This is a genomic window from Jeotgalibacillus soli, assembly GCF_000829435.1.
GTDB classification, from domain to species: domain Bacteria; phylum Bacillota; class Bacilli; order Bacillales; family Jeotgalibacillaceae; genus Jeotgalibacillus; species Jeotgalibacillus soli.
In genome coordinates, this window is record NZ_JXRP01000009.1 from 557,519 (window position 1) to 581,232 (window position 23,714).

The window sequence follows — 23,714 nt, forward strand, 5'->3', positions numbered from 1 at the left end:
CTGGTGCGATTTTTTTGCATCAGCTTTCAGCCATGGGAGGACAAAACGATGAGCAAATTACTCCAAATGAAGGATATTGATAAGTCGTTTGGCGTTGTGCGTGTACTGGAAAAAGCCTCCTTTGAGCTTATTTCAGGTGAGGTTCACGCACTGATTGGAGCAAATGGAGCCGGGAAAAGTACCCTAATGAAAATTTTAACAGGTGCATATAGCTTGGAAAAAGGATCAATCGAGATTGATGGAAAGCCCGTCACAATAAACTCTCCTGCAGATGCAAAGGCAGCAGGGATCCATTGTGTATACCAAGAAGTGGATACTTCGCTTGTACAGGATATGACAGTGGCTGAAAATATCGCGATGGATCAAATAGTAGCGGACAAGCGAGTGCTCGTATCAAAAAAACGACTAAATGAACAGGCGGAAAAAATACTGGCTAAGCTTAACGTTCAGCTTGATTCAGCAAAAACGCCAGCAGAGCTAACCCTTGCAGAAAAACAAATGGTGCTTATAGCGCGAGCGACAAGTCAAAGCGCACGCATATTATTATTTGATGAGCCAACAGCTCCTCTTAGCCTCGAAGAAACAAAGCATTTCTTTCGTGTAGTCGATCAGTTAAAGAACGAAGGAATTGGAATTGTTTTTATCTCACATCGTCTTCCGGAGATCTTTGAACTATCCAATCGGATAACGGTTATGCGGGATGGGAAAACGATCGAAACAGCCGAGACAGCGCAAACAAGTCCGCAAGAAATGGTGCAGATAATGCTTGGACGTACGTTGGATGAACAGCTGGATCGTGGCTCCCGATCATCTTCTGTTGGGGATGAGCTGCTGCGTGTAAGTCATCTATCAGATGGAGGAATCGTTCAGGATGTGAGCTTTTCCGTCTCGTCTGGAGAAGTAGTCGGAATTGTAGGACTTGTAGGAGCAGGAAAAACAGAAACAGCAAAAGCATTATTCGGCATGCAGCAAAAAATAAAGGGAGAGATTCATCTAAATCACCAGCCCCTGAGGCTAAAACACCCGGTTGATGCCATTGAAGCGGGCTTTGCGTTGATTCCTGAGGAGCGAAGAAAAGAAGGATTATTTATTGAAGAATCCATTCGAGTTAATACAAGTTTTCCGCATTTGAAAAAATGGTTTAAATGGCTATGGATCCAAAAAAAGAAAGAAACAGCAGAAGCAAGCTCCGTTATAGACCGTCTTCACGTTAAGGCACAGCATAGTGAACAAGTGGTCGGCAGTCTGAGTGGAGGGAATCAACAGAAAGTAGCGATTGGTAAATGGCTGCTTGGCGACGCGAAGGTTTTTCTTTTTGATGAACCAACAAAGGGTGTGGATGTAGGAGCCAAAGCAGAGATTTTTCGTCTGATTGATAATCTTGCCGAGCAAGGAAAAGGGGTGCTTTATTTCTCCTGTGAAATAGACGAAGTGATCCGCGTATCCGATCGCATTTTAATCATGTACGATGGAACCATTGTCAAAGAACTCTCGCCTGATGAGGTGACGCAGGACCGGATCTTGCTGTATGCGAGTGGTGGAAAGGAAGGAACAAATGAAAGATAAGATCATCGATTTTCTATTTAAATACGGGGCAGTGCTGTTAATGGCTGTCGTCATTTTAGTTTTTAGTCTGTACAGTCCTTATTTCTTTACATATGGAAATATAACGGATATTTTACGCTCCATATCCATCGTGACCATTCTAGCGTTAGGCGTAACGTTCACGTTAATCGTCAACGGCTTTGATTTGTCTGTTGGTTCGACGATGTCGCTCGTCACAGTAGTAACAGCATCATTTATGGTCTGGTACGAGCTGCCGCTGTGGCTGGTGATCATTCTGCCGATTGCTGTTGGAATGCTGGTTGGGCTTTGGAATTCATTAATGATCGTAAAACTGGGCATTCCAGATTTACTTGTTACCCTTGGAACGATGTATATTGTTGCAGGGATTCACCGTACCTATACGGAAGGCTACTCCATTTACAATAACATGCCGCTGACAAGCGGAGCGATAGCGCCGGGTGCCTTTTACGACAGCTTCTTATGGCTTGGACAGGGGCATATTTTAGGGCTGCCGGTCCCTGTTTGGCTCATGATTGGCTTAATCGCCCTTGTCTATTTTCTCTTGCATCATACAAGATGGGGAAGAATCCTTTACATGACCGGCGGAAATGCAGAAGCAGCAAGACTGTCAGGTATTCGTGTAGGAAAGGTGAAAATGATTGCTTACATGATCGCCGGGGTATTTGCCTCTATTGCTGGAATTCTGTTTGCTGCTCGTGTTGGATCCGGTCAAATGGATGCAGGAGCACCGTTGTTAATGGAAGCGGTAGCTGCCGTGTTTGTTGGGTTCTCTGTTTTTGGAGCGGGGAGACCAAATGTCATCGGAACCTTCTTTGGAGCGGTTCTAATTGGGGTTTTATTAAATGGGCTGACGATGATGAATTTACCATACTATGCTTTTGATATTGTCAAAGGCGGCGTGCTCGTTCTGGCGCTTGCCGTAACGTATGTATATGCAAAAAGAAAAGCTGTATAAGGATAAAAGAAAGGCAAGCGGGACCAGGGGAAAATGGAGCCTGCTTGCCTGTTTCATTTGTTAGGAATGTTCAGCTAGAGATCTATTTTATTCATAATCCTCTATCATCTCGTCAATGGTAAACTTCAGACCGTGATACAAATAAAGAGCAGCAATACTGGATGGAAATCCAAATCGCGTGCCATCTTCAGCTGGAAGAATTCCTTTGATGATCTGTGTGTTGAGGTGGACATCAGCAAGTGATACAAGGTCATGTTCGGAATCCTTTACGGCGCCTGAGATAACGACAAATGGAATAAATTGATCCGTAAGCTGCTGTGCAAGCTGAATGGCTTCTGCGTCAGTAGATCTGCGTGTAACAAGCAGCACGCGATCCGCAATCGTTAGTTCTTCTGCATTCAGCAGCGCCTGAGCGCTTTGCAGCGGTTCCTCTCCATGAATGGCTTCCGCAGCGATACCCTTCATTTCATTAAAGCCCTTTATATAAATAATGCCTTCACCTACGGCTGCTTGTGCAAGGAGACGGGCACCGTTTTCTAACTCAGCCTCTTCTTTGCTGTGAAGCCTTGTTAATAATCCGGATAGCTGTGTGGTAAACATCTTCAACATCGTTCAACATTCCTTTCCGTGAACCATTAATTGCGTTTCATTATAGCTTTTATTGTCGAAGTATGTAAAACGATTCTTTCTTATTAAAAAAGCAAATTAGCAGGAGTTGTGCAATAACTGTAGAATATACCATAATAAAGTAAGAAAAATAAAAAACAGTGAAAAAAATAGCAGGCATAGATGTCTGATTATCTTTAATGGGGTGGAAAAGTTGAAAGAGAAAATTTTGATCGTGGATGATCAGTTTGGCATCCGGATTTTACTTAATGAAGTGTTAAACAAAGAGGGCTACAAAACGTACCAGGCTGCCAATGGCCACGAGGCGTTGGCTTTACTTAAAGAAGATCCTGATCTAGTGCTGCTTGATATGAAAATTCCGGGAATGGACGGAATTGAAATTCTTAAGCGAATGAAGCAAAAGGTGCCGGATATTCGTGTTGTCATCATGACCGCATATGGTGAGCTGGATATGATTCAAGAAGCAAAGAATTTGGGAGCTCTTACACATATTGCAAAGCCGTTTGATATTGATGATATTCGTCAGGCAGTGAAGAAATATCTGCTGCAAGGGGCATAATAATTGAACCCGCGCTATTGAAACCGCTTTAATTGTGGGATTTTTCACAAATAAGTGTGAAACGTAGTCAATAGGCGTATTTTTTGATATGATACAAGTGAAAATATTTGTTGAGTCACAAGGATATGCACATACATATTCCTGGATTCCAGCGATTACATCACTTAAATATAAGGAGGAACAAACAGTATGCCTTTAGTATCTATGACAGACATGTTAAATAAAGCAAAAGAAGAAGGATATGCAGTTGGTCAATTCAATTTGAACAACCTTGAGTTCACTCAAGCGATTCTTCAAGCAGCAGAGGAAGAAAAATCCCCTGTTATTCTTGGTGTATCTGAGGGTGCTGCTCGTTACATGAGCGGATTCAAAACAGTTGTAAAAATAGTAGAAGGTCTTCTTGAAGACATGAAGATCACTGTTCCTGTTGCGATCCACTTGGATCACGGTTCTAGCTATGAAAAATGTGTCCAGGCGATTGAAGCAGGATTTACTTCTGTCATGATCGATGCTTCTCACGGTCCTTTTGAAGAAAATATTGCAACCACTTCTAAAGTAGTTGAGTATGCCCATGCAAAGGGAGTTTCTGTCGAAGCTGAGCTAGGAGTAGTTGGCGGACAGGAAGATGATGTTGTCGCTGATGGCGTTATCTACGCAGATCCAGCAGAATGTAAGGAGCTTGTTGAGCGTACTGGAATCGACACATTAGCGCCTGCATTAGGTTCTGTTCACGGTCCTTACAAAGGTGAACCAAACCTCGGTTTCAAAGAAATGGAAGAAATCGGCGCTGCTACTGGTGTTCCGCTTGTCCTTCACGGAGGAACAGGAATTCCTACAAAAGATATCCAAAAAGCGATCTCTTTTGGAACGGCTAAAATTAATGTAAACACAGAAAATCAAATCGCTTCCGCGAAAAAAGTTCGCGAAGTATTAGCGGCTGATTCTGAAGTATATGATCCACGTAAATATTTAGGACCTGCTCGCGAAGCAATTAAAACAACAGTTGCTGGTAAAATGCGTGAATTTGGTTCTTCAAACAAAGCGTAATTGATTACCTCGGTTTCCACGATATAAGGAATTGAGTCAAATCATTTGAGGGGCTGACTCATTGAAAAGAGCCGGACATCAAATAGGCTGATCGTATGTAAAAGCGTGTATATTTCGCTCGAAATTGATCACCCTATTTGAGTCTTGTTTTTGGAGTCAGCCTTTTCATTCATAGAGAATTATTTGAAAATTTAGTCAAGAATAGGGGATGCAAAGATGAAATTTTTTATTGATACGGCAAATATGGATGAAATTAGAGAAGCGCATTCATGGGGAATCGTTGCAGGAGTAACAACAAACCCTACTTTAGTAGCAAAAGAAAATATTACATTTCATGATCGCTTGCGTGAAATCACCAATTTGGTAGATGGATCGGTAAGCGCTGAGGTCATTGCGCTAGATGCAAAAGGAATGATTGAGGAAGGTCTAGAATTAGCTAAAATTGCACCCAATATCACCGTTAAAGTCCCCATGACACCAGATGGAATGCAGGCGGTTGCGGCTCTAGCAAAAGAAGGAATTAAAACGAATGTTACGCTGGTATTCAGTGCGAACCAAGCCCTTCTAGCTGCAAGAGCAGGAGCTTCATACGTATCGCCATTCCTTGGAAGATTGGATGATATCGGCCATGATGGGCTTGAATTAATTGACACCATTTCCGATATTTTTGCCATCCATGATATCCAGACGGAAATTATCGCAGCATCCATCCGTCATCCTCAACATGTCACTGCTGCTGCTTTAAAAGGGGCGCATATCGCTACTTGCCCATTAAAAGTATTGAAACAGCTGTTCCATCACCCATTGACAGATAAAGGAATCGAAGCATTTCTAAACGATTGGAATGCACAAAAATAATTTTGTCAACTTACCATTTCTTTCACATTATTGGGATTAATGTGCACATACTAAGGGAAAGTCATCAAAGAAGCATCGTGTGGTGAGGGTCGAATTGTTGAATAGCATGATTACACCAAAAATTGCAGCAAACCAATTCGCGATTCTTCCTTCTAGGAATAGCGAAAGGAGCTTCAGCCATGGAGAAACTGAAAATTGAAGGGGGTCACCCGTTAAAGGGGACCATAAAAGTCAGCGGAGCAAAAAATAGTGCTGTTGCGTTGATCCCAGCGACTATTTTGGCAGACTCCCCAACAATTATTGAAGGCTTGCCGGACATTTCGGATGTGAGGACACTTCAAGAACTGTTGGAGGAAATAGGTGGAAGCGTTGTCTTTCAAGATGGTGAAATGCGTGTTGATCCATCCGGAATGGTAGCAATGCCTCTGCCTAGTGGCCGAGTAAAGAAACTGAGAGCGTCTTATTACCTAATGGGCGCGATGCTGGGACGTTTCAAAAAAGCAGCAATCGGACTTCCTGGAGGCTGCCATCTTGGGCCCAGGCCGATTGATCAGCATATAAAAGGCTTTGAAGCCCTCGGTGCCAAAGTTACGAATGAACAAGGTGCCATTTATCTCCGGGCAGATGAATTAATCGGTGCACGCATTTATTTAGACGTTGTGAGTGTAGGTGCAACGATCAATATCATGCTTGCTGCTGTGAGGGCGAAAGGGCAAACGATCATCGAAAACGCAGCAAAAGAGCCTGAGATTATTGATGTGGCGACCTTGCTTAACAATATGGGGGCAAGGATTAAAGGAGCAGGCACAAATGTCATTCGAATTGATGGTGTAGAAGAAATGAGCGGAACACAACATACCATTATTCCTGACCGAATTGAAGCAGGTACTTATATCATTCTTGGCGCCGCTGCAGGAGATGGTGTAACAGTTGAAAACGTGATTCCTCTTCATATGGAATCATTGATTTCAAAGCTTCGTGAAATGGGTGTGCCGATTACAGTGGAAGATGAATCGATTTATATCGGAAAATCTGACAAGCTTCGAGCAGTAGACATCAAAACGCTTGTATACCCTGGTTTTCCAACTGATTTGCAGCAGCCTTTCACAACGCTTCTAACCCGTGCCGAAGGATCGTCTGTCGTAACGGATACCATCTATTCTGCACGTTTCAAGCATATTGATGAACTCAGAAGAATGAATGCCAACATCAAAACAGAAGGACGTTCAGCCATTGTCTATGGAGTAACAAAGCTGCAGGGAGCCAAAGTGAAAGCGAGTGACCTCAGAGCCGGGGCCTCACTTGTGATTGCTGGCTTAATGGCAGAGGGTATTACGGAAGTAACAGGACTTGATCATATTGATCGCGGCTATAGTGATCTGGTTGAGAAATTAACAGGGCTCGGTGCTGTGGTTTGGCGGGAGAAAATGACAGAAGAAGAGCTTGATCAAGTGAAAAACACGTGAAGGAAAAAATAGTATAACACATTAAAGGTTTAATGTGTTATACTAATCCCTGGATAAAAAGTTCAGAAGGGAATGGATCACATGGAACGTAGTTTATCAATGGAGCTAGTACGTGTCACGGAAGCAGCAGCCCTTGCCTCTGCCAGATGGATGGGAAGAGGACTTAAAAATGAGGCGGATGACGCTGCCACGACGGCTATGAGAGATGTGTTTGATACCATTCCGATGAAGGGGACCGTTGTAATTGGTGAAGGCGAGATGGACGAAGCGCCTATGCTCTACATTGGAGAGAAGCTCGGCACAGGATATGGACCGAGAGTGGATGTAGCTGTGGACCCGTTGGAAGGCACGAATATTGTTGCATCAGGCGGCTGGAATGCTCTTGCCGTTTTAGCAGTAGCTGATCATGGGCATCTGCTTAATGCACCAGATATGTACATGGATAAAATCGCAGTTGGTCCGGAAGCTGTTGGTCAAATTGATATTAACGCATCGGTTTTGGACAACCTTAAGGCAGTAGCAAGAGCCAAAAACAAAGATATTCAAGACGTGGTTGCCACGATTTTGAATCGCCCGCGCCATGCAAAAATCATTGAAGAGCTAAGAAGTGCAGGCGCTAGAATTAAGCTCATTAATGATGGAGATGTTGCAGGAGCCATCAACACGGCTTTTGATGTCACGGGTGTAGATATCTTGTTTGGTTCAGGTGGTGCTCCAGAAGGAGTTATTGCTGCGGTAGGTTTAAAATGCTTAGGCGGAGAAATTCAAGGCAAGCTGATCCCTCAGAACGACGAAGAAGCAGAACGCTGTAAAGCGATGAATATCGACGTAAACAAAATCTTGCTGATGGAAGACCTTGTACGCGGAGATGACGCGATTTTCGCTGCTACTGGCGTAACGGATGGGGAGCTCCTTAAAGGGGTTCAATTTAAAGGAACATATGGTGAAACCCATTCACTGGTTATGCGTGCGAAATCGGGTACGATCCGATTTGTTGAAGGAACACACAGCCTGAATAAGAAACCAAACCTAGTAATGAAATAGGATGTAATTGCCTAAGATTAAGAAGCTTCGACACGTTCTCTGATAGAATGTCGAAGCTTCTTCCTCATTAAACATTGATTGTGACCTCAATTATGGGTAAAATAGGGATGGTTTATTACATCGAACAGCCGAATGTTGACCATTTCAACGATTCAATGAATCAACCCTCTTTTCTTCTAGCAAAAAACCCTTACCAATCCAATTTTCTCACTAATACAAAGCTAGATAGAAAACTGAAAAACAGATAAAGTGTGGTGTACTAATGGAAGAATTAAAAATGTCGTCACTTGATAATATGAAACTCAAAGAATTATATGAGCTGGCGAAAGAATATCGTGTTTCTTACTATAGTAAATTGACGAAAAAGGAATTAATTTTTGCGATTTTAAAGGCTAGAGCAGAACAAGAAGGCTTCTTTTTCATGGAAGGTGTTCTTGAAATTATTCAGTCAGAAGGATTCGGTTTCCTTCGTCCAATTAATTATTCTCCAAGCTCGGAAGATATTTATATTTCTGCTTCCCAGATCCGTCGTTTCGATTTGCGAAATGGCGATAAAGTATCAGGCAAGGTTCGTCCTCCTAAGGAAAACGAGCGCTACTTTGGACTGCTGCATGTAGAAGCAGTCAATGGTGACGATCCTGAAACCTCGAAGGAACGCGTTCACTTTCCGGCGCTTACTCCATTATATCCCGATCGTCAAATTAAAATGGAAACACTGCCGAAGGCATTATCAACACGTATTATCGATTTGATTTCGCCTGTCGGATTCGGTCAGCGTGGATTAATTGTAGCCCCTCCCAAGGCAGGTAAAACGATGCTGCTAAAGGAAATTGCCAATTCAATCACGACTAATCACCCTGAAGCAGAGCTAATTGTGCTTTTAATTGATGAACGCCCAGAGGAAGTAACAGACATTGAGCGTTCAGTTCAGGCGGATGTTGTGAGTTCAACCTTCGATGAGGTTCCTGAAAACCATATTAAAGTAGCGGAGCTTGTTTTGGAGCGGGCGATGCGTCTTGTTGAGCATAAACGTGACGTGATTATCTTGATGGATAGTATTACGCGTCTTGCACGTGCCTATAACCTTGTTATTCCTCCAAGCGGACGTACACTTTCAGGTGGTATTGATCCAGCTGCTTTCCACCGTCCAAAGCGTTTCTTTGGTGCTGCACGTAACATCGAAGAAGGCGGGAGCTTAACCATTCTTGCAACCGCACTTATCGATACAGGCTCTCGTATGGATGAAGTGATTTATGAAGAGTTCAAAGGAACAGGAAATATGGAATTGCATCTGGATCGCAACCTGGCAGAGCGTCGAATTTTCCCTGCAATCGATATACGCAGAAGCGGTACAAGAAAAGAAGAGCTTCTTGTTCCAGCAGGTCACTTAGACAAGCTATGGGCCATTCGCCGTGCGTTGTCTGATTCTCATGACTTTGCAGAACGCTTTATGCGTAAGCTTCGCCTGTCCAAGTCCAATGAAGAGTTTTTTGAGAACTTGAATGAAGAAATGAAGGTCCACCAAAACAGCAGTTCTGCAAGCCGCAATAAATAAAATGACGGTTGCCTATATGAAGAGCTGCTGATATAATACAAGCAGTGCGCTTGAAAAGCGTGTTATTACATGTTATTCTTGTAATTACTTACTCTGTTCCAGATGGTTCAGGGCGGAAGGAGATGAAAGAGATGAAAGCAGGTATTCATCCTAATCACAAGACAGCAAAAGTTTCTTGTACTTGTGGTAACGAATTCGAAACTGGATCTGTAAAAGAGGACATTCGTGTTGAGGTTTGCGCTGAGTGTCACCCATTCTATACAGGCCGTCAAAAATTCGCTGCAGCAGATGGTCGTATTGATCGTTTCAACAAAAAATACGGTCTTAAGTAATTGTAAATCAGAACAGGCAAGGCTACTGTCTTGCCTGTTTTTTTGTGCGAAAAATGACAAAAATATGGGGGGATTTGCCGGACTGAGTCGATTCCCCCTTGTTTCTGTTTGTAAACTTCAGTAAAATGGCAATCAGTGAATAATTTCAGATCCAACAAACGAATGATAGTAAAAGACGAATGACTCCCATTTACAACGAACAACAAAGGAGATCATTCTTTTATTTTTTACATAAAACGTTGATCTATCAGTGTATGCGAGTGCTTTTGTTCGCTAAAGGGGTCTGACCCCTTTAGCGAACAAAAGCGTCGGTAGAAACAGTATATAAAAAGGAGCAGGATGTCTCATGTATGTGATGAAACAATCAGGTTGGCTAGAGGTCATCTGTGGGAGTATGTTTTCGGGTAAGTCGGAGGAATTGATCAGACGAGTGCGCAGAGCTCAGTTTGCAAGGCAGCGTATTCATGTGTTTAAACCGAAGTTAGATGACCGATATAGTGAAGAAGCGATTGTGTCACATAATGGGGCTTCTGTGATCGCCGTGCCGGTTGAACGATCCACTGAAATTTTGGAACAGGTGACTCCGGAAGCAGATTTAATTGCAGTTGATGAAGTGCAATTTTTTGATGAAGGAATTATTGAGGTGGTACAGGAATTAGCCAATAAAGGCTACCGCGTTGTTGTGGCTGGACTCGATCAGGATTTTCGAGGAGAACCATTTGGTCCTGTACCGCACTTAATGGCATTAGCGGAGCAAGTGACCAAGCTTCAAGCAGTATGTGCTGTCTGTGGCTCCCCTGCCAGCCGAACCCAGCGTCTTATTGAGGGACAGCCTGCAGGATATGATGACCCAATCATTTTAGTAGGTGCTTCTGAGGCCTATGAACCGCGCTGCAGGCATCACCATGCGGTTCCAAATGGGGTTAGCGCTATCGTTGAAACATCAGCTGCAAAGCATCAATAGTAAGATGCATAACACCTCCTGCTTAAGTAAAAACTTAAGTGGGAGGTGTTTTTATGTTGAAAAAAATATTGATCATTGGACTCATGTTAATCCCTTTAGGAGGCTGCGGCAGCGGAGGTCTTCCTTCGATGTTTACAAGCGGTCAAGATCAAGACGGACAGGACTTCGTTGACAACGATTCACTGGAAGAAAGAGCCCATAAGCGTGAGGAAGCTGAAGAACGATTGCCTTATGACACAAATCCGAATATTACGGATATTACAGCTGAAAAAGGACGTTACACACAGGATAAAGAAAAAGTGGCCGAGGTGATTGCCCTTCACCCAGGCTATCAGCTTAATTCGGTCAGCATCACTGGTGAAGAGCTTCATGCGACAGTTTCCCGAGTAGATGATACGGGTGTGGATCCATCAGAGCTCATTCAAGCATTACAGAACGCTTTGCCTAGGTATATCGTGAATGTGGAAATGGTGGGAAGCACTCCGGCCAGTAAACAAATAACGGGTCACTTCAGCTAAGGGATTGTTTACAAACTTTTCTTCCTATATACTAATTTAAGAGGTGAAGAAAAGTGTTCGATCGATTACAATCTGTAGAAGACCGCTATGATAAATTAAATGAAATGCTTAGTGACCCAACAGTCATTAGTGACAATAACAAACTGCGTGAGTACTCAAAGGAACAATCTGATTTAACAGACACTGTCCTAGCGTACCGTCAGTATAAAGAAGCAAAAGAGCAATATCAGGAAGCAAGGGAAATGCTTGATGACAAGCTTGATGCAGACATGCGCGAGATGGTCAAAGAAGAGGTAAATGAGCTCTCAAGGGAAATCGAAGAATTAGAAGAAAAACTCCGTATTTTATTGATTCCCAAAGATCCTAATGATGATAAAAACGTAATCATGGAAATTCGCGGTGCTGCAGGCGGAGATGAGGCAGCGTTGTTTGCAGGCGACCTTTATCGTATGTACAGTCGCTTTGCGGAGTCACAAGGGTGGAAAACGGAAGTAATTGAAGCGAGTACGACGGGTGTCGGCGGCTACAAAGAAATCATCTTTATGATTAACGGCAATGGAGCTTATTCAAAAATGAAGTACGAAAACGGTGCACACCGCGTACAGCGTGTCCCTGAAACGGAATCAGGCGGCCGCATTCATACGTCTACAGCGACAGTAGCTTGTTTACCGGAAACAGAAGAGGTTGAAATTGAAATTCACGATAAAGATATTCGCGTAGATACTTTTGCTTCCAGTGGACCTGGCGGACAATCGGTTAACACGACGATGTCTGCGGTACGATTGACGCATATCCCTACAGGAATCGTGGCGTCCATTCAGGATGAGAAATCCCAAATCAAAAACAAAGAAAAAGCGATGAAGCTGCTTCGTGCTCGTGTATATGATAAATTCCAGCGTGAAGTACAAGCGGAATACGATGCTGTGCGTAAGTCAGCAGTTGGTTCTGGAGATCGTTCTGAACGGATCCGGACGTACAATTTCCCACAAAACCGTGTAACGGATCACCGGATTGGCTTGACGATTCAAAAGCTTGACCAAATTCTGCAAGGTAAGCTTGATGAAGTTGTCGAAGCGCTCATTATGGAAGAGCAATCCCAAAAAATGGAGACCTTAAATAATGGAGAAAATTTTTAAAGTATATGAGGCCCTAAAATGGGCTTCTTCTTTTTTAGGGGAGCATGGACGCGAGGCGCATGCAGCAGAGCTTTTACTGCTGGATATACTAAAAATAAATCGAACGACGCTGTTTATGATCATGCGGGATGAACTGCATGCTGAAGATTTTGAACGATTTCAACAAGCTGTTCAAAGGCATGCAAATGGTATTCCCGTGCAGTATATTATTGGATTTGAATCGTTCTTTGGCCGGATGTTTAAGGTGAATGGAGATGTTCTCATTCCACGTCCGGAAACAGAAGAGCTTATTTTTTATGCACTTGAGCGATCCGATGTGCTTTTCCCTGCGTCAGCCGAGCTTCTCGCAGCAGATATCGGCACAGGAAGCGGAGCCATTGCCGTCACTTTAAAGCTTGAACGTCCAAAGTGGCAGGTCAAGGCAGTTGATTTATCCACAAAAGCATTAACAATAGCAAAAAATAATGCTGCATCACTTGGAGCGGACGTGGAATTTTTAGAAGGGGATTTACTTCGGCCTCTTGATCGATCAAAAAAACTGGACATCGTGTTATCCAATCCCCCTTATATTCCTTATGCAGACCGCGAAACGATGTCGGATGTTGTAGTAAAGCATGAGCCTCATCAAGCATTGTTTGCAGATGAAGAGGGGCTCGTATTATATCGTAAAATGTGTGAGCAATTGCCAGAACGAATGAATAGTCCGGGGTTGATTGGGTTTGAAGTAGGGGCAGGACAGGGGCAGAAAGTCCAGCAAATGCTAAAAAAAGCTTTTCCACAAGAAGAGGTTGAAATTGTGCATGATATTAACGGTAAGGATCGAATGGTATTTTGTCGAATAAAAGCGTAATGGATAGCCTACGTTTAAAAAAATGACAGATCGTCCACACTGACTCGTAAAAGAAGTGTGGGGGAAATGACAATGAAAACGAAATGGCTGTTCACGATACTTATGATGATAATCTTGCTATCTCAAATAAATGGTTTTGCTGCTGCTAGTGAAAACTCTAAAGAGGAAGATCTTCGTTTTCGCGTTCTTGCCAATAGTGATACAGAAGACGACCAGCTTACCAAACAAGCAGTCTACTACCTGATGCAGCAGGAAATTCTCTCAACCCTTGCAAGTGAAAAACTGTGGGAAAAAGAATCACTGATAAAAGAAATTGAAAAACATATTCCACAGTGGCAAGCAAAAGTGGAGCAAGCGTTACTGGCGCGAGAGGAACCGTACCATGCAACAGTTCGTTTTGAGCAGCATGCTTTTCCTGTTAAACAAACAGAGGGTGAACAATATCCGGCAGGCGTCTTTGACACGATCGTGATCACACTGGGTGAAGGAAAAGGAGAAAATTGGTGGTGCTCGATCTTTCCGTCATTCTGTGAAAAAGTGTTAATTTCAAAAGAGGATCAAGAAAAACCGATCAAGGAAAAGTCTTGTAAAACAAACTTATCCCCAGAAGTAGAAACAACTGCCGCGACGATAAAGGTAGATTCCTATATCGTAAAGTGGTTTCAAAAGGGTTGGAACTGGATTTCTAAGGAATAAGGCATGGGTTGTGTAAGTGCTTACGAAAAGAATAAGGTTACCCACAAAGTTGTGCACATAATTGATTAAGTTATGCACAGATTGTGTATAACTTATCTTGTGAGAAGCTATATTCTCAAATTGAAATACTAATAATTTGAGATAAATAACGATATAATTAAACAAAATAGCGTATTATCCAACAAAATTTATTAAATTTTATAAAACAAATTGGGAGGTGCTTCACATGAACACAACCCGTTGGAATGTGAATAAGTATGTGGATAAAAATAAAAAATATCCACAGATTGAAGAAGCTGCCCAATGGCTGCGCCGTGGAGAAGTGATCGCTTTTCCAACTGAAACGGTTTATGGACTTGGTGCGGACGCAACATCGGATGAAGCTGTGGAAAAAATCTTCGCTGCAAAAGGGCGTCCATCTGATAATCCGTTAATTGTCCACATTTCTTCAAAAGAACAACTTACCCAGCTAGTTACGGGAATAACAGAAGAAGCAGAAAAATTAATGGAACGCTTTTGGCCTGGACCATTAACGATCATTTTTCCAAAAAAACAAGGCGTATTTTCGAAAAAAGTGACGGCGGGTCTTGAAACAGTTGGTATTAGAATGCCAAGTCATCCTGTTGCTCTCCAAATCATTTCAGCATCCGGTCTCCCAATCGCAGCCCCAAGTGCAAATCGAAGCGGCAAGCCGAGTCCGACGACAGCAGATCATGTGATGGAGGATTTAAATGGCAGAATTGCAGGTTTAGTGGACGGCGGTGAAACCGGGGTTGGTGTTGAATCGACAGTAGTTGACTGTTCAGTAACCCCTCCTATGGTGCTAAGACCAGGCGGTGTTACGATGGAAGAGATTAGGGCATGTATTGGTCAAGTCGAGGTGGATGCTTCTTTGCAGCATGAGGCACAGGCACCGCGCTCACCCGGTATGAAATATACACACTATGCGCCACAAGCGCCTCTTTATGTCACATCCGGTTCAATCCGGTGGATGCAGAACACCATTCGATTTTATCAACAGCAAGGAAAAAAAGTAGGTGTCTTAGCAACCTCGGAAACGACTAGAGAGCTTAAAGCAGATCTCCTCGTAACGTGCGGCAGTGCAACTGACTTATCCACAGTGGCGCACTTCCTCTATCAAAGTATTCGCTCCTTTGACCATCATGACATCGACCTGATTTTGGCAGAAAGCTATGAGCCGAGGGGGATGGGTGCAGCCATTATGAATCGGTTAGAAAAAGCAGCCGGCCACAAATGGTTAAAAGAGGGACAAGAGCCGGTTGTTGAGTAGAATTAAAGAAATGAAAGAGATGAACGGGACTCCAGGCAATGCTTGGAGAACACGTTCATCTCTATTTTTGGATTTTACTAATCGTGAGAAATAGAGATGTCGAATAGGGAGGAAATTAACAGAAATGAAGACAATTTCTATTTAAACAGCTGTTGTCAATAAAAGAAAAGTTTATCCACAAATCCATTCAAATCACTTCTTACTGTTAACTGCGCTCAGCCCATTCCGTTTCGTTATGCACACAAACGGGAATCAAGCAGTTCCTCAGTCTATTTTTACCGAGAACAGCATACAGTCAAAATAGAAGAGTGAATGAGGGGGAATCCCATGGGCGGATGGTCGCATGAGATCCATCTGATCGTTTGGTTAGCGCTGGGACTTGGAATGGATGCATTTTCAGCAAGCATTGCCATTGGCACACAGAATTTACGCCATCAACAGAAATGGTTTGGCAGTATTGTTGTAGGTGTTTTTCATATGATTATGCCCCTTATCGGCATGCTGGTGGGGAGCTTTTTATCCGATTCTGTTTCGTGGCTTGGGGGTGCTTTGCTGCTGGCAGTGGGTGCTCAGATGATTCGATCTGGTTTAAAGGGACGAGCCATGCAAGTTGCATCCTTCACAGGAGGAAAATGGGTTCTTTTCGCCTTTGGAGTCTCTATTGACAGTCTATCTGTAGGAGTCACACTCGGAATAAAACATATGAGTATCGTAGTATCGATTCTGCTCTTTGGCATTTGTGCAACACTGATGACACGCTTGGGCCTGCAGCTGGGGCAGGTGCTAAAACATTCGATCGGCAGATATAGCGAAGTGGTGGGTGGGAGTATTTTGTTAGCCATCGCACTTAGAATGTTGATAAGTGGATAATGATTTTATACATAAGCTGAAATGGAGAGCAGACAAACGTCCGCTCTCTTTTGTTTTTCCGAAATTTAGATGTGAACCACCCTCCTTATTGGCTACTAGTCTATTTAATTGGAAAGTGGGAATAATGATATTGAAAGAATGGATTGAAAGGGATTCCAATAAGCGAAAAAAAGACAAGTTTGTGATATGATAATCAATAAGATAAATGTGCACAGGGTTCTGTATCTATTGTCAGATTGGCAAGAAATCAGCACAGCACGGGGGGAAGCAGGATGAACATATTATTTGTTTGTACAGGAAATACTTGTAGAAGTCCAATGGCTGAGGCCATACTTCGCGCGAAACAAATTGATTCTATAGAGGTACGTTCAGCAGGCATTTTTGCGATGGAGGGGGGAGAAGCCTCTCATCATACACAAGCAGTGCTCGATGAAATGGGAATTCCTCATAACCATCGTTCACATAGTGTGACACAGGCTGATGTGCATTGGGCTGATTATGTATTCGCGATGACCGCGGCTCACAAGGCAATGCTAATGGAGCAGTTCCCGTTTGCGATGGATAGAATTTTCACGGTGAAGGAATTTGCTACAGGAATGGGGCTTAATGTATCTGATCCGTTTGGAGGATCGATTGAAATGTATAGAGAAACATTTCAGGAGCTCAATGCATTAATGGAGCCTCTTATTGCAAATTTAGACCGACAGACACAAGGGAGTTAAGCTGGACACATTGAGTGATGACTAGGAGGAGAATGACGATGAAGGTAGCGTTGGCATCTGATCACGGTGGGGTTAACTTACGAAAAGAAATTGCGGAAGTATTAACAGAGCTTGACATCGAATATCAAGACTTCGGCTGTAACTGTGAAGGATCAGTTGATTATCCTGATTATGCACTTCCTGTTGCGCAAAAGGTTGCAGACGGCGAATTTGACCGCGGGATTTTAATTTGCGGTACTGGAATTGGCATGAGTATTGCGGCGAATAAAGTAAAAGGCATCCGCTGTGCGCTTGTGCATGATACGTTTAGTGCAAAAGCGACACGCGAGCATAATGATACGAATATGCTTTCGATGGGTGAACGAGTGATCGGGCCTGGACTTGCACGCGATATTGCAAAAATATGGTTAAGCACGGATTACGAAGGCGGACGTCATGATAACCGTTTGAATAAAATTAAACAATATGAAGATCAGTTGTGAATTAGCAGTGCAGGGAGCGTGGGGGAACACAGATGAAGGAAGCATTAAGTAAGATCTTGCGTGAATTTCAGCAAAAGGCAAAGCTGAAGGCTGGCCAGCTGTTTGTTATTGGGTGCTCCACCTCTGAAGTCGCTGGTAAGCATATTGGGACAGCGGGAACAAATGAAGTCGCTTCGGATCTTTACGAGGCGTTTGAAAAATTTTCGGAGGAAACCGGTGTAAGGCTTGCATTTCAGGGCTGCGAGCATATTAATCGAGCACTCGTGATGGATCGTGAAACAGCAGAAGCAAAAGGGTACGAAGAAGTAACCATCGTGCCGGTTCGTACTGCGGGTGGTGCTATGGCATCTCATGCCTTTAACACAATGAGGGACCCAGTCGTTGTTGAGCATATTAAAGCGCATGGCGGGATTGATATTGGTGATACATTTATTGGGATGCATCTGAAACACGTAGCAGTGCCGGTACGTGTTTCAACAAAATCGCTTGGACAGGCTCATATTACACTTGCCCGAACAAGACCCAAGCTTATCGGCGGTGCTCGAGCCATTTATGAACGTGAATAGCATGATTGAAAATAGACAGCAGCGAGGTATCATTTCTCGTTGTTTTTTTATTCGGGTTTCTAAGTGAATTGGTGTAAAAAAGTGGATTAAACCTTCTTATTTAATGGGAAAATCAGCGTTTTCACGAATGTTATTAGATGAATTTTCGAAAAACATCCGTTATGATAGCGTTTTTATACGAAACTTTCATTCCACGCTGCGACAAAACGTGATAAGATGAAGATGAATTTGGACCAATGACGGGAAACATCCCGAAGATAATGAGGGGGATCACAATGAATAAGATTCAGCAGCAGGATCAGGCATTGTATGAAGCGATGCAAAATGAATTGAAGCGTCAACGCACGAAAATTGAGTTGATTGCTTCCGAGAATTTTGTCAGCGAAGCAGTCATGGAAGCACAAGGCTCCGTATTAACGAACAAATACGCAGAAGGCTATCCTGGCCGTCGTTATTATGGCGGTTGTGAATATGTAGATGTCGCTGAAGATTTGGCTCGCGATCGTGCGAAAGAAATTTTTGGCGCAGAGCACGCTAACGTTCAGCCGCACTCCGGTGCACAGGCAAATATGGCCGTCTATTTTGCTGTTCTAAAGCCGGGTGATACGGTTCTAGGCATGAACTTGTCTCACGGTGGTCACTTAACACACGGCAGCCCTGTAAACTTCAGCGGTGAGCTTTACAATATTGTGGCATACGGTGTATCAAAAGAAGAAGAGGTTATTGACTACGAAGATGTTCGTCAAAAAGCGCTAGAGCATAAGCCGAAAATGATCGTAGCGGGTGCAAGCGCCTATTCACGTACGATTGATTTTGCTAAGTTCCGTGAAATTGCGGATGAAGTTGGCGCTTATCTAATGGTTGATATGGCTCATATCGCAGGTCTTGTTGCAACTGGAGATCATCCAAATCCAGTGCCACATGCTCATTTTGTTACTTCTACGACGCACAAAACACTACGAGGCCCTCGCGGCGGTTTAATCCTTTGCAAAGAAGAATTCGCAAAGAAAATCGACAAATCTATCTTCCCTGGCGTTCAGGGTGGTCCGTTAATGCACGTAATTGCAGCGAAGGCTGTGGCATTTGGCGAAGCAATGCAAGACTCCTTTAAAGAATACTCGAAGCAAGTGATTAAAAATGCTGCCGCGTTGGCTGAAGCTTTCAAAAAAGAAGACATCACCATCGTATCAGGCGGTACAGATAACCATCTTGTACTTGTAAATCTTCGTTCACTTGGCCTAACGGGTAAAGTTGCGGAAGCTGTGCTTGATGAAGTTGGAATCACAGTTAATAAAAATACAATCCCATTTGATCCAGAGAGCCCATTCGTTACAAGCGGAATTCGAATTGGTACACCAGCGGTTACATCACGTGGATTTAAAGAAGAAGAGATGGAAGAGATTGCTTCCATTATCTCATTCACATTAAAGAACCACGAAGATGAAGCTAAGCTAAAAGAAGCTGCTCAACGTGTTGAAGCATTAACAAGCAGGTATCCTTTATACCCATCAATGTAATTAGCAAAAAAAGCAGAGGAATCGAATTCCTCTGCTTTTTTCTTCTTTTGATCGTAGGTCTAATGGCTGATCTGCCATGGACGCTTAGGCTGTTGGCTGTGTTTATGATGATGCCTTGGTTTGCCGCCAATATTCTCTTTTTTGACAATCTTCGGTTCCATGCCGCTATCAACTCTTTTTCTTAATGCTTGAGAGGTGAAAAGAAGATTCGGCGGCAAGAAGACACGTTTCCTTTCCTGATAGCAGCTGGGGCATTTTGCCTCCTCATTATAGCTGGCGGTACTCTTATGCCATTCGTCATAAATCCCGCACTGGATGCATTCAAATGTATAAAAAGGCATGTGAATCCTCCTCTTGTTTAATGCTTTGCTTATATCAGCTTTGGACGTATATCATAGTCAAATATTTCCGTTGGAATGGCAACGGTGCAGCAGGCATTCGGGATATCAACAATCCCGCTGATGCGTCCTTCCACTGGTGCTGTACTTAGAAGCATGTATGCCTGCTCACCGGAATATCCTTGTGTTTTTAAGAAATCAATCGCATTTAAACAAGCTCTGCGGTAGGCGATATGAGCGTCAAGATAATGCTGCTTGCCCGTAAATTCATCCACGGAGATTCCTTCGAAAATAAGATAATCCGAAAAGCGTGGCTCCACCGGCCCAGGCTTGAAAACAGGGTTATTGAAAATGCTGTACTTTTCCATCCCACCCTTGATAACCTCTACGTGAATATCGATCCATCCCGCCATTTCGATTCCGCCGCAAAAAGAAATTTCCCCGTCCCCTTGCGAAAAATGCAAATCACCCATTGATAATTTTGCCCCATCCACAAAAACAGGAAAGTAGATGCGTGAACCTTTTGATAAATTTTTAATATCACAGTTCCCACCATTTTCCCTTGGAGGAACAGTTCTAGCTCCTTCTCTAGCAATTCGGTCAAACTCAGCGCCCTTAACATTTCCAAGTACGGCTGAATGCGGGTTTGGAAGCGTGGCTAATTCTGGCACACGGCCAGGATCTGTATCAACGAGCGCTTTTTCCCGCTGGTTCCATGTATCCAGCATTTCATGAGAAGGAGCGACGCCGATTAAGCCGGGGTGTATAATACCTGGGAATTTCACACCCGGGATATGACGCGAGCTTGTGTAGATTCCATGAAAATCCCATATGGATTTTGCCGCTTCGGGGTAGTGGTTGGTTAAGAAGCCGCCCCCGTTTTGCCGGTCAAATATCCCGTTAAATCCCCATTCAGAGTCAGGTAGGGCACCCATGTCCAATAAATCTACTACAAGGAGGTCACCAGGCTTAACACCATTAACATGGATAGGCCCGCTTAAGACGTGAACCCGGTGAAGGTTTACATCACGTATGTCAGATGGATCATCATTATTCGATATCTGTCCATCAGTCCAATCCTTGCACTCGATTCTGAATACATCCCCGGGGTTGACTGATACTGCAGCAGGAATGTCGGGGTGCCACCTGTTGTGACCTGGAACCTCCTGCTCCTCCATCGGTTTTGTTAAATCGACCTTAAAAAGTGTCTTTGGCATACAAAATCCTCCTTCTTTCTTTATATATAGAAAACAGTGATAGAAATGGAAAAAATCGCATTTAAATCACTTTTTTCATTTAAAAAAAGATGTTCCAAAAAAGGCAGTGAACATGCATGTTGGAAAAGAGATATGAAACATAGATTATAAAATTGAATGATTAAAAGACTATGCAAAATCTAAGAAGGTAGGATTATGGAAATCTAGAGGAATGAATTGAAATATTATGCAGACCTGTGCGTAAAACTGAATAGATTATGCTAGGAAAATGAATGCTGTCTAACCAATGGGATTTAATCAATGGGAGAATAATCAAGCAGCCGCTTGATTATTCTATTTGGTAACCAATATTATAGCATTAATTGTTTGAATTTTAAAATAATTAGAGGCTCGTCTGGGAAGGGGAGTTAGGTCGAGTCACTTCTTGTCAAAAAGTCGGAAGTATGATACCTTTCGTAAGGATTTCAATTTATAATAGAAAGAAATAAACAATACATAGATAAAAAAGGAGTGGAAACATAGTGGGAAAAGTATACGTATTTGACCATCCGTTAATTCAACACAAACTGACACATATTCGCCAAATAGAAACGGGGACCAAGGATTTTCGTGAGCTTGTAGATGAAGTGGCTACATTAATGGCATTTGAGATTACCCGTGACCTTCCATTAGAGGAAATTGATATCGAAACACCAGTAAGTCCTGCTAAAGGTAAAATCCTATCAGGGAAAAAACTGGCAATTGTACCTATTTTACGTGCTGGTATTGGCATGGTGGATGGCATCCTAAAGCTTATTCCAGCTGCAAAGGTTGGACATGTCGGTCTATACCGTGATCCAGAAACTTTAAAGCCAATTGAATACTATGTAAAACTTCCATCGGATGTTGAAGAGCGTGACTTCATTCTTGTGGACCCGATGCTTGCAACAGGCGGATCAGCAGTAGAAGCGATTAACTCCCTAAAAAAACGCGGAGCAAAAAGCATTAAATTCCTTTGCCTTGTGGCTGCTCCAGAAGGTGTAGAAGAAATCCAAAGACATCACGAAGATGTGGATATCTACATCGCGGCGCTTGACGAAAAGCTAAACGAAAAAGGCTACATCGTCCCAGGGCTCGGCGACGCCGGCGATCGTCTTTTCGGCACAAAATAATACTCAACCACTCAGCGAACACACAAAACCAGCAAGCAGTAGGGTGGAGGTGCGCTTTAGTTCGTTGAAGGGGTCTGACCCCTTCAACGAACTAAAGCGTTTTACATAAAATCTTAAGCAGATATATTCGTCTGTATGTGATGATGAGAGGAGCTTGAATGATGGCTAAGAGAATTAAGGTAATGACGATTTTTGGTACGAGACCAGAGGCGATTAAAATGGCGCCGCTAGTATTGGAACTAAAAAAGCAAAGTGGATTTTTTGAGCCAATCGTAACGGTGACCGCCCAGCACCGTCAAATGCTCGATCAGGTTATGGGCATTTTTGATATAACACCAGACTATGATTTGAACATTATGAAGGATCGTCAAACATTGATCGATGTGACGACACGCGGTTTGGAAGGACTCGATCGAATTATGAAAGAGACGAAGCCGGATATCGTGTTGGTGCATGGAGATACAACGACCACATTCGTTGCAAGCTTAGCTGCATTTTACAATCAAATTGCTGTCGGTCATGTTGAAGCAGGACTCAGAACATGGAATAAATATTCCCCGTTCCCTGAAGAAATGAACCGTCAATTAACAGGTGTAATGGCAGATCTTCATTTTTCACCTACAGATCAGTCTGCTGAAAATTTAATAAGAGAAAATAAACCGGAAGCGGCCATTTTTGTTACCGGAAATACAGCAATCGATGCCTTATCAACAACAGTAAAAGAGGATTATACCCATGAGATTCTAACAGGTCTTGGTGATGACCGCTTGATTCTATTAACCGCTCATCGCCGCGAAAACCTCGGGGAGCCGATGAAAAATATGTTCCGCGCCATTAAGCGCATTGTGGACGAGCATGAAGATGTACAGGTTGTGTACCCGGTGCATATGAATCCGGCTGTCAGAGAAATAGCGCAGGAGATCCTTGGCAAAGACAAACGAATTCACTTAATTGAGCCTTTGGATGTCATTGATTTTCATAACTTTGCTTCTAAGGCCTACTTAATATTGACAGATTCAGGCGGCGTTCAGGAGGAAGCACCATCACTTGGTGTACCTGTTTTAGTTCTGCGCGATACAACAGAACGTCCGGAAGGCATTAAAGCAGGAACATTGAAGCTTGCAGGAATTGACGAAGAAACCATCTACAGAATGGCAAAAGAGCTTGTGTCAGATGCTGCTGCACACGAAAAAATGTCGAAAGCTTCTAACCCATACGGAGACGGAAACGCATCGAAGCGAATCGCAGAAGCCATCCGCTTCCATTTTAACCAACTCAATGAACGCCCAGCACCATTTACAGTAGAAAACAACCAGCAATAGAAACGCCCAGCGAACACTAAAACATTGTCGCAGTGGGGGTTCGT

Annotated in this window: 25 protein-coding genes; 22 read left to right on the forward strand and 3 right to left on the reverse strand. The window is 43.2% G+C overall.

Translation table 11 applies throughout. The features are described from left to right. Positions 1-48: 48 nt before the first annotated feature. Positions 49-1,566: a sugar ABC transporter ATP-binding protein gene (locus tag KP78_RS05680; protein ID WP_041086963.1), complete on the forward strand. Its 1,518-nt coding sequence runs from the start codon at positions 49-51 to the stop codon at positions 1,564-1,566. Then, positions 1,556-2,542 (forward strand): ABC transporter permease, encoded by a 987-nt coding sequence (locus tag KP78_RS05685; protein WP_041086964.1) that lies wholly within the window; start codon positions 1,556-1,558, stop codon positions 2,540-2,542. Before KP78_RS05680 ends, KP78_RS05685 begins: the two co-directional genes overlap by 11 nt. Positions 2,543-2,629: 87 nt before the next feature. Here KP78_RS05685 and KP78_RS05690 read toward each other — a convergent pair whose 3' ends face one another. Continuing rightward, complete coding sequence (locus KP78_RS05690) at positions 2,630-3,151, reverse strand: DUF2529 domain-containing protein (RefSeq protein WP_041086965.1); 522 nt, start codon at positions 3,149-3,151, stop codon at positions 2,630-2,632. A 211-nt stretch (positions 3,152-3,362) separates the two neighbouring features. On the opposite strand from KP78_RS05690, the gene KP78_RS05695 reads away from it, so the two are divergent. The 18 genes from KP78_RS05695 to glyA all read left to right on the forward strand — a co-directional run bounded on the left by KP78_RS05695 (position 3,363) and on the right by glyA (position 19,642). Next, positions 3,363-3,728 carry a response regulator gene (locus tag KP78_RS05695; protein WP_041086966.1) on the forward strand — a complete coding sequence of 122 codons (366 nt, stop codon included), beginning with the start codon at positions 3,363-3,365 and terminating at the stop codon, positions 3,726-3,728. Between the two features lie 189 nt (positions 3,729-3,917). Continuing rightward, complete coding sequence (locus KP78_RS05700) at positions 3,918-4,775, forward strand: class II fructose-bisphosphate aldolase (RefSeq protein WP_041086967.1); 858 nt, start codon at positions 3,918-3,920, stop codon at positions 4,773-4,775. 216 nt (positions 4,776-4,991) lie between these two features. Beyond that, positions 4,992-5,633 (forward strand): fructose-6-phosphate aldolase, encoded by a 642-nt coding sequence (fsa, locus tag KP78_RS05705; protein ID WP_041086968.1) that lies wholly within the window; start codon positions 4,992-4,994, stop codon positions 5,631-5,633. A 179-nt stretch (positions 5,634-5,812) separates the two neighbouring features. Next, entirely contained in the window at positions 5,813-7,099 is a 1,287-nt protein-coding gene (locus KP78_RS05710) for a UDP-N-acetylglucosamine 1-carboxyvinyltransferase (protein ID WP_041086969.1), read from the forward strand. Between the two features lie 81 nt (positions 7,100-7,180). Beyond that, positions 7,181-8,143 carry a class II fructose-bisphosphatase gene (gene glpX / locus KP78_RS05715; protein WP_041086970.1) on the forward strand — a complete coding sequence of 321 codons (963 nt, stop codon included), beginning with the start codon at positions 7,181-7,183 and terminating at the stop codon, positions 8,141-8,143. A 262-nt stretch (positions 8,144-8,405) separates the two neighbouring features. Further along, positions 8,406-9,698: a transcription termination factor Rho gene (rho, locus tag KP78_RS05720; RefSeq protein WP_041086971.1), complete on the forward strand. Its 1,293-nt coding sequence runs from the start codon at positions 8,406-8,408 to the stop codon at positions 9,696-9,698. Between the two features lie 131 nt (positions 9,699-9,829). Next, positions 9,830-10,030: a 50S ribosomal protein L31 gene (rpmE, locus tag KP78_RS05725; RefSeq protein WP_041086972.1), complete on the forward strand. Its 201-nt coding sequence runs from the start codon at positions 9,830-9,832 to the stop codon at positions 10,028-10,030. Between the two features lie 346 nt (positions 10,031-10,376). Next, positions 10,377-10,994, forward strand: a complete 618-nt coding sequence (locus KP78_RS05730) for a thymidine kinase (RefSeq protein WP_041086973.1) — start codon at positions 10,377-10,379, stop codon at positions 10,992-10,994. Between the two features lie 53 nt (positions 10,995-11,047). Next, positions 11,048-11,512, forward strand: coding sequence for a hypothetical protein (locus KP78_RS05735; protein WP_041086974.1), 465 nt, complete (start codon positions 11,048-11,050; stop codon positions 11,510-11,512). A 53-nt stretch (positions 11,513-11,565) separates the two neighbouring features. Continuing rightward, the gene (prfA, locus tag KP78_RS05740) at positions 11,566-12,648 is read left to right on the forward strand and encodes a peptide chain release factor 1 (RefSeq protein WP_041086975.1); all 1,083 of its coding nucleotides are present in this window, start codon (positions 11,566-11,568) and stop codon (positions 12,646-12,648) included. Further along, complete coding sequence (gene prmC, locus KP78_RS05745; protein WP_041086976.1) at positions 12,632-13,498, forward strand: peptide chain release factor N(5)-glutamine methyltransferase; 867 nt, start codon at positions 12,632-12,634, stop codon at positions 13,496-13,498. The genes prfA and prmC overlap by 17 nt, the downstream gene beginning before the upstream one ends. A 72-nt stretch (positions 13,499-13,570) precedes the next feature. Next, positions 13,571-14,194 carry a stage II sporulation protein R gene (locus KP78_RS05750; RefSeq protein WP_041086977.1) on the forward strand — a complete coding sequence of 208 codons (624 nt, stop codon included), beginning with the start codon at positions 13,571-13,573 and terminating at the stop codon, positions 14,192-14,194. Between the two features lie 226 nt (positions 14,195-14,420). Next, positions 14,421-15,485: an L-threonylcarbamoyladenylate synthase gene (locus tag KP78_RS05755; RefSeq protein WP_041086978.1), complete on the forward strand. Its 1,065-nt coding sequence runs from the start codon at positions 14,421-14,423 to the stop codon at positions 15,483-15,485. A gap of 327 nt (positions 15,486-15,812) precedes the next feature. Further along, entirely contained in the window at positions 15,813-16,355 is a 543-nt protein-coding gene (locus KP78_RS05760; protein WP_041086979.1) for a manganese efflux pump MntP, read from the forward strand. A 272-nt stretch (positions 16,356-16,627) separates the two neighbouring features. Further along, entirely contained in the window at positions 16,628-17,077 is a 450-nt protein-coding gene (locus tag KP78_RS05770) for a low molecular weight protein arginine phosphatase (protein ID WP_041086981.1), read from the forward strand. 38 nt (positions 17,078-17,115) lie between these two features. After that, positions 17,116-17,559, forward strand: coding sequence for a ribose 5-phosphate isomerase B (gene rpiB / locus KP78_RS05775; RefSeq protein ID WP_041086982.1), 444 nt, complete (start codon positions 17,116-17,118; stop codon positions 17,557-17,559). Positions 17,560-17,591: 32 nt separating this feature from the next. Continuing rightward, positions 17,592-18,125 (forward strand): TIGR01440 family protein, encoded by a 534-nt coding sequence (locus tag KP78_RS05780; protein ID WP_041086983.1) that lies wholly within the window; start codon positions 17,592-17,594, stop codon positions 18,123-18,125. 275 nt (positions 18,126-18,400) lie between these two features. After that, positions 18,401-19,642 carry a serine hydroxymethyltransferase gene (gene glyA / locus KP78_RS05785; RefSeq protein ID WP_041086985.1) on the forward strand — a complete coding sequence of 414 codons (1,242 nt, stop codon included), beginning with the start codon at positions 18,401-18,403 and terminating at the stop codon, positions 19,640-19,642. 59 nt (positions 19,643-19,701) lie between these two features. Here glyA and KP78_RS05790 read toward each other — a convergent pair whose 3' ends face one another. Both KP78_RS05790 and fmdA read right to left on the reverse strand, forming a co-directional pair. After that, positions 19,702-19,983 carry an FmdB family zinc ribbon protein gene (locus KP78_RS05790; protein WP_041086987.1) on the reverse strand — a complete coding sequence of 94 codons (282 nt, stop codon included), beginning with the start codon at positions 19,981-19,983 and terminating at the stop codon, positions 19,702-19,704. A gap of 29 nt (positions 19,984-20,012) precedes the next feature. Continuing rightward, positions 20,013-21,197, reverse strand: coding sequence for a formamidase (gene fmdA, locus KP78_RS05795; RefSeq protein WP_041086989.1), 1,185 nt, complete (start codon positions 21,195-21,197; stop codon positions 20,013-20,015). A 521-nt stretch (positions 21,198-21,718) separates the two neighbouring features. On the opposite strand from fmdA, the gene upp reads away from it, so the two are divergent. Together upp and wecB are read left to right on the forward strand one after the other, a co-directional pair. Continuing rightward, positions 21,719-22,348, forward strand: a complete 630-nt coding sequence (gene upp / locus KP78_RS05800; protein ID WP_041086991.1) for a uracil phosphoribosyltransferase — start codon at positions 21,719-21,721, stop codon at positions 22,346-22,348. Between the two features lie 161 nt (positions 22,349-22,509). Next, on the forward strand, positions 22,510-23,670 hold the full coding sequence (wecB, locus tag KP78_RS05805) for a non-hydrolyzing UDP-N-acetylglucosamine 2-epimerase (protein ID WP_041086993.1): 1,161 nt from the start codon (positions 22,510-22,512) through the stop codon (positions 23,668-23,670). Positions 23,671-23,714 lie beyond the last annotated feature (44 nt).